This is a genomic window from Micromonospora sp. GCM10011541, from assembly GCF_042650725.1.
Taxonomy (GTDB): domain Bacteria; phylum Actinomycetota; class Actinomycetes; order Mycobacteriales; family Micromonosporaceae; genus Micromonospora; species Micromonospora sicca.
On the sequence record NZ_JBHSBP010000053.1, the window covers coordinates 1 to 6,561 of the forward strand.

The following is a 6,561-nucleotide window of genomic DNA, read 5'->3' on the forward strand; positions in this document are numbered from 1 at the left end:
GCTCGATGATCGCCCACTGGGCGTCGGTCAGCGAGGAGGACGGGTAGAACCCGCAGGTCGGCGATGCTGACACGCCCGCCGGATGGGCTGGGCACGACGAGCAGACACACGCAGGCGACAATGACACAGCGAGCTCCTGGTGAACGGTTGGCCTAGACAACCGCCCGGCCGATCTACCAGGAGCTCGCTTCATATCGATCCCCTACACGCCGTGCTTCATCGCCTTGTGACCACCCGCCCTACCGAGTTCCCGGACGCTCACTGAGCGAAGTTCGTCCGTCCGCGCTCCCAGACGACCAACTCCCCGTCGAGCACCACCCCAGGCGGCACGAAGGCCCGCACCGCGCGCGTGATGTCCGGGAAGTACGGCGTCAGGTTCCTGCCGGCACGCGACTGGAGGTAGAGGTCGGAGGCTCCATGGAAGGCCAACGCCCGCCAGCCATCCCACTTCGGTTCATAGACCAAGTTCGGGCCCTCAGGCACCGAATCGACCGGCGCGGCGAGCATCGGGGCGACGGGCCGGCGCAGTACCAGCCCAGCCCGCGAAATATCCCACCGCCAGGCCGGGCTCATCCCAGCCGGCCCCATCCGCCCAGGCCGCGTGCGCCGCTCATATTCGCCCTCCCCCCGTCATCGTGGTGCAGCTGGAGCGGGGCTCGGGCGCAGATCAGTTACGACGAATGCGTTGGACCTCCGAAATACGAGTCGGTCTCCGGCTGCCGCTCCCTAGGCTCGCTGTGCGCCAGCTGGTGACCCCGGTCCGCGCTCCATCCGCCGTCGCCCGGTGGCTTGACTGCTCTCGCCAGCGCCGACCCCCGTCTGGGGAGCCTGGTCGGCGTTGTCGGCCGGTGTCGGCAGTTGTCGCTCCCTTCGGGCATCGGGCATCGGTGGTCAAGGATGGCCGCCGTTGGTTGGCGCTCGAAGGCCTAGAGCCGACGAGATCTTGGCCCTGTCGGCTGCGCCGATCCACGCTGAATGGGCGCCCGTGAGGACTGCTAACGGTCAGCGGAGGACACAATTGACCTGCCGATAACTCGTTTCGAAACACTCGTTGCAAAAGTTGACAGGACCACCAGAAATGCTCCAGGAAGCATGATTATGAGAGCAAGCCCTAGACGAAGGCCGACAGAAATTGGCAAGAAGATGGCAACGATGGCCGCTGCCAAGGCTGCCATCTTCAGAACTTTCTCGAACCTAGCCTGCTTCCTTGACAGCTCCTTCGAGTCTATCGCCGGGACGTCGACCAAGGGATTCGATGGCGGCGGGAAAACAGGCCTTCCATCAGTCAAAAGTGCTATGATTATCAACTGATCGGAGGCCAATAGAGATGGACCGATGAGGACCTTCGTATCCGACTTCGCCACCTTGGGCACAACACTTCCTGGCGGCTTCGATTTGACGTGAGAGATTTGGAGAATTGGTACAGAGAAATCGATTGCCAGAGGTTTCTTTTCGTCAAAGCAGCTCGACGGAATATCGCTTCTTCCCTGGTTACCGATCACCAGGAAGACAGAGTGAGGCAGGTTCAGCCGGTCGTAGCATTTGATCTTGACGGTTCGGTGGGACAGGATGTTCCGCCGTGCGTGCGATGTTGTCCTTGGCTGATCGTGAAGAGATATCCCGTGGCCTGGCCGAATGCCTGGAGTACAAACAGATCGGTGTCCTGATCGGCCGGGACCCGTCGGTGGTCTCACGGGAGGTCGCCCGGCATGGTGGTCGCGGCGGGTACCGGGCTGCGGCCGCCGAGACGGCGGCGGCGGTGTCGCGGCGGCGGCCGAAGACGTGGGCGGTCGAGCGGGTGTCGGGTCTGCGGGAGGTGGTGCGCGAGCGGCTGCGGCTGGGCTGGTCTCCGGCGTCGATCGCGGGCCGGTTGCCGTTCGACTACCCCGACGATCAGGCTTACCGGGTGTCTCACGAGGCGATCTACCAGTGGGTCTACGCCCAGCCGGTGTCCACCCTGGCGCGGGAGCTGATCGGCTTGCGCACTGGCCGCACGGCCCGTCGTGGCGGTGCCCGGCCGGCTCCGGCGCCACGGATCCGCGAGCCCCGCTACCTCGACGAACGGCCCGCCGAGGTCGAGGGCCGGCAGGTCCCCGGTCACTGGGAAGGTGACCTGGTCATCGGTAAGGCGGGCAAGAGCGCGGTGGCGACGCTGGTCGAGCGGACCTCCCGCTTCGTGGTCCTGGTCCCGCTGACCGGCCGGGACTCGCTGACCGTGGGGGATGCGATCATCGCCGCGGCCGGGACGCTACCGCGGCAGATCGCCCGGTCGTTGACCTGGGACTGCGGGTCGGAGATGGCCGGACACGCCCGGATCACCGCGGCCGGGCTGCCGGTGTACTTCGCCCGCCCACACTCGCCCTGGCAGCGCGGCAGCAACGAGAACGCCAACCGGATCCTGCGGGAGTACTTCCCCAAGGGCGTCCCTATCACCTCGGACCCGAAATACCTCGCGATGGTGGCTGCCGAGATCAACGACCGACCGCGTAAGATCCACGGCTGGAAGAAGCCCTCCGAGATATTCACCGAACTCGTCGAGGCAAATGCTTCCACCGGCTGAACCTGCCTGAGGCTGCGCCACCATTCGGCCGTTGTGATGGACGATAACGTCCTCGCCCCCCAGAGCCTGCATCTCATATCTATATACTAGCCTGCGCTTTGGTCTTGCCACTCTGTAAGAAACCCAGGCGCTGATTGCACCTACAAGGAGGGTGATCACCACACCCGCAAGCGCAACCCAAAAGTTGCCCACTTCGTACCATTTTGCGCCATCGTTTCCATTGCAGCCCTCAGTCGCATTCCGGCCGATTTTAATTGACCCTAGCCTATCCGCAACCTCACGTTTGCGTCACCCCTGGCCGCAAGCGGCCTAGCGCGGGCGGTTCGGCACCTCGGCCGGACCAACCACTGATCGGTCCGTCGTGCCAGTCGCGAGAGGGAAGAAGGCGAGGCTCAGCCAGGCTGAGCGTTCTCCGTTCCTACACCCCGCAGGTGCCGCACGTTGACCCCTTCGGTGTGAACGCGGCTGCGGCGCATCGTCTGTTGCCATCGGTTGTCGTTCCGTGCCTCTTAGCTCGGATACGACCCTGCCTGCAGTCGTTACGTGTCGGCCGCAGGTGACGCTTTCGCCGCCTCTCTGCTGCTTTCGTCCGTCCTGATTCGTCGGCTTGGCTGCTCGGATGGCTGCTTGAACTTCCGCTGCCACCACCTCCGGCCGTGTCGCCCCCGCACCAAGTCCCGACGAGCGGCGCGGACGAACAAGGTCCGCCTCCCTTTGTAGGTGTCTAGCCGTTCCTCCCAGGGCGGCACGCCCTCGGCGTCACTATCGAATAGGGACAATGCCGCATCGGGCAAGCTCCCGCACAGCCTGCGCCACGCCGCGGCGACCGCCCCCCTAGACGACGGCGCCCCACTGCGCGACGTCCAGGACCTCCTCGGCCACGCCGATCCGCGGACCACCCGCCGGTACGACCGCAACCGGGGTTCCCTCGACCGCTCCCCCGCCCACCGCCTCGCGGTGCTGTACGGCGAGCCAAGTACCTCGGATCAATGGTTCCGGTTGCCCTCCTTGAACAGGGCCAGCCCTGGCGACGGCAACCCTTTAAGACGCGGATGTGGGCCGCCGATTGATGTCCCCGGGATGCCGTCCTGCGTTACCCAGCATCACCTCTCTGCTGACCTGTGTTGTCTGCTGCCGGTCGCTGCTGTTCTCTCGCTACCTCCTGACTGCCCCTCACCCGCTTGGCTTGCCACTTGGCGTTGCATTGATTGCAGGGCTGATCGAAGCCGTTCGAACGGGGCAAGATGCCCCTTGACCTGGCGCTACGTTGGGCGTTGGTGGTCAACGTTTGTCGCTGCCGGTCCACCTTCCACGGCATGGATACGGCAGGATCTTGGCTTCGGTCCAAGCCAGGTACAAGTCGCGTTGAGCCGGGTCCGCCGCGGCGGGAACGTAGGCGATGAGTCGGGCTACCGGCACGCTTCGCACTGCGTCGGCTTTCGGCCTCGCGTACGGATCCTCTCGAAGCCGCCGCCGCAACTACGGCAGACGAGGACCTCCACGATTGCCGTTTCGTTGCCGTTTTGTGCACTGGCGCGCCGTCGTCCTGACGGCTCACCCGCGCCCTCCAGCTTTCGGCTGTACGCCGCGACGCGCTTTTCAAGATCCGATACTGCCTCGGGACGGGCCGCATCCGAACCGTACAAAGCGATACCGCGCCTGGCCCACCACAGCGCCCGGTCCCAATTCTTGGCCTTCTGCTGGCGTATGGCCATCTGGGTATACGTTTCGAGCAGCGGAATTTCCTGAAACTTCTCGAAGAGGGCCGTCCGGATCACGTCCATCTCAGCATCATGCTGGCGGCACGCCTCGTCGTACTGCTCTATCGCCGAGTCGAACGCGTCGCGGGAACGGTATAGCCTTCGCTCCAGTTCGCAGAACATGAAATGGCGATCGATCGGATCGGGATCCTCTCCGAGCAGGAGCCTGAGTTTCTTCACGGCCGCAATATGGTCCGCAGGTAGATCCTCGTACCAAGAAAGGTCGTAGGAATCATCTTCGGCATCTGTAGCGAACGCTGCGGATAGGCCCGTGCGCATCGTTAGCTGCAGCACCGGCTCGGGAGCCACAACCGGCGCAACGCCGAAGTCTTGCGGGCTATGGGACAGCCAGACGCCGAGCATGCCTGGTCCGTCCGATCTCATGCCACCCCCGACAACCACGCCGCTAAGCGCGACACGTCGCCCATGCCTGGCCTCAAGTGCCACCAGCCCTGAGCGATAGTCAGCCGCATCAGCACGCGAGAGGTAGCCCACTCTCAACCCTGAGATCCAGACCGATATGGCGTTGGAATCGTACGGGTTATCGGTCTCGGGAATCAGCGCAGCATGGATGCCGAATCGGATGCGATCCCGCGTCCGTCCCCCGACGACTTGCCAGAGAGCCTCTTGATAGTTGCTTTCACCGACGACCTCAAGGTCCTCGCCGCCGGGAAGGAGCACCGGCGTCGGCGGCGGAGCCGTCGTCTCTGGCGGAGTCACGAGCGAGGCCGCTCGGCGCGTACCACCGAACCACCGCTGGAAGATGGCCATATCGCATTCTGAAGCGCGGTCACGTGAAACACATCGCCCAGCGGGTCAAGATGGCCCAACGAATGACCGAGCGGGCTCGGCTCCTCGATGCGGAGGATGCCGTACGTCGCCGCCGACGAGCTGGCCGCCCCAGCCCCCTCCGCTGGGCGAGATCACACCCCAGCCAGTAGGCCCGTCTTGCTGCGGGAGCGACGCGACCCGCGCTGGAGCTGGTAAGGGCACGAGCGCGAGCTAGATGGAGAGATGACCCCGAGGCTGGCGGCAGTCGTGCTACTTGGCGTTGACTTGAACGGCTGTGGGTATCTCCGCCGCCCCGATCATCTCCGTCAGTGGGCCTGCTGGCAGGCACTCTGACCTGCCGTCCTTGCGGTGAGCCGGCCCGCCCTACTGTCGCGGCGTCCGGCGATCATTACCAGATGAAGAGAAAAACCGAACAGATGTTCGCGCGGTGGCCTCCTCGGCTGTACCGTGACGACGTGCCGCGCCTAGCCATGCCGGAGCTACTAGCTGCCCTGCTGGCAGCTGGTGGCCCGTCACGCCTAGACGCCCGCGACCACCGTCGGTTGCATGAGGCGCTGATCGCCCTATGGATAGATCACGAGCTGGGTTCAGCCGATAGAGCTTGCCTCCCAATCTCGAACCCGGTTCCCGATCCCGAGGTGCAGCTCCGGGTTAGCGGGGTTACCCGGGCGATATGGCAGCTCCACTCGTGGGGAGTCCTTGTTGCCGAGGAGTCACAGGGCCGCGCAGAGTACTTGGTCGATCATTCGGCCCTTCAAGCCTGCACGCCTCCCGAGAAAATCCTCTCTCCAAACACATGGAGCGATTAAGTGATACCTGTCGCCAGTTGACGTGTACGACGTTCTGCAGGTCGCGTTGGACCGCTAGCGCACTCCGCGGGCGCGATTCAGGATTCGGTTCTAGCAGCTTGGTCATGATTCGAGCTAAGGCGTCAGGAACGTGAACGGGTGGCCTCAGGTGGCGGCTCGCTAGGGTCCGCTTGCCTTCGTTGAGCCTTCGCTGAACGTCGTCCTGGCTGATGTCCTCGTATCTGAATCTACCGCTCACCATCTCAAGTAGAACCAACCCAAGGCTGTACAGGTCACTCTGCGCCGTGTACCTGCCTGACTTTGCTTCAGGCGCTCTATAGAGGGGAGTCCCCCCGGAGAAGGTTGCACCCACCTCGTCAATCGGGGCGGCGCAGCCAAGGTCTCCCAGGTAGGCAGCAGTAGCGCCCTCTGAGAGGAAGATGTTGCCCGGCTTGATATCGCGATGAACGATTCGGCGCTCAACATGCAGGAAGTGCAACGCGTCAAGAACATGGCACGCTAATGCAATAGCCTCGCCGAGGCTAAATCGTCGATCTGCCATTAAGACGGAGTGAAGGCTACCGCCTTCATAGTAAGGCATTGACGTGATCTCAACAAGAATCCGGTAGGTATCGGTATTCGAAATGGGTGAGGTGGAGAG

At 63.7% G+C, this 6,561-nt stretch carries 5 protein-coding genes and 1 pseudogene; 2 read left to right on the plus strand and 4 right to left on the minus strand.

The genetic code is table 11. From position 1 onward, the window contains the following. Window positions 1–258: 258 nt before the first annotated feature. Both ACFOYX_RS21680 and ACFOYX_RS21685 read right to left on the minus strand, forming a co-directional pair. Window positions 259–507, minus strand: coding sequence for a hypothetical protein (locus ACFOYX_RS21680; protein WP_322443958.1), 249 nt, complete (start codon window positions 505–507; stop codon window positions 259–261). A gap of 488 nt (window positions 508–995) precedes the next feature. After that, window positions 996–1,502 carry a hypothetical protein gene (locus ACFOYX_RS21685; RefSeq protein WP_322443959.1) on the minus strand — a complete coding sequence of 169 codons (507 nt, stop codon included), beginning with the start codon at window positions 1,500–1,502 and terminating at the stop codon, window positions 996–998. A gap of 95 nt (window positions 1,503–1,597) precedes the next feature. Between ACFOYX_RS21685 and ACFOYX_RS21690 the strand changes: the two genes are divergently transcribed. After that, a complete protein-coding gene (locus ACFOYX_RS21690) occupies window positions 1,598–2,560 on the plus strand; it encodes an IS30 family transposase (RefSeq protein ID WP_322443960.1) in 963 nt (320 codons plus the stop codon). Window positions 2,561–3,358: 798 nt separating this feature from the next. Continuing rightward, window positions 3,359–3,514: pseudogene (locus ACFOYX_RS21695) on the plus strand (tyrosine-type recombinase/integrase); the annotation flags it as partial. Between the two features lie 455 nt (window positions 3,515–3,969). Here the strand turns inward: ACFOYX_RS21695 and ACFOYX_RS21700 are convergent. Beyond that, window positions 3,970–5,091, minus strand: a complete 1,122-nt coding sequence (locus ACFOYX_RS21700) for a hypothetical protein (protein WP_322443962.1) — start codon at window positions 5,089–5,091, stop codon at window positions 3,970–3,972. Between the two features lie 681 nt (window positions 5,092–5,772). Then, window positions 5,773–6,501, minus strand: a complete 729-nt coding sequence (locus ACFOYX_RS21705) for a serine/threonine-protein kinase (RefSeq protein WP_369292992.1) — start codon at window positions 6,499–6,501, stop codon at window positions 5,773–5,775. Window positions 6,502–6,561: the final 60 nt, after the last annotated feature.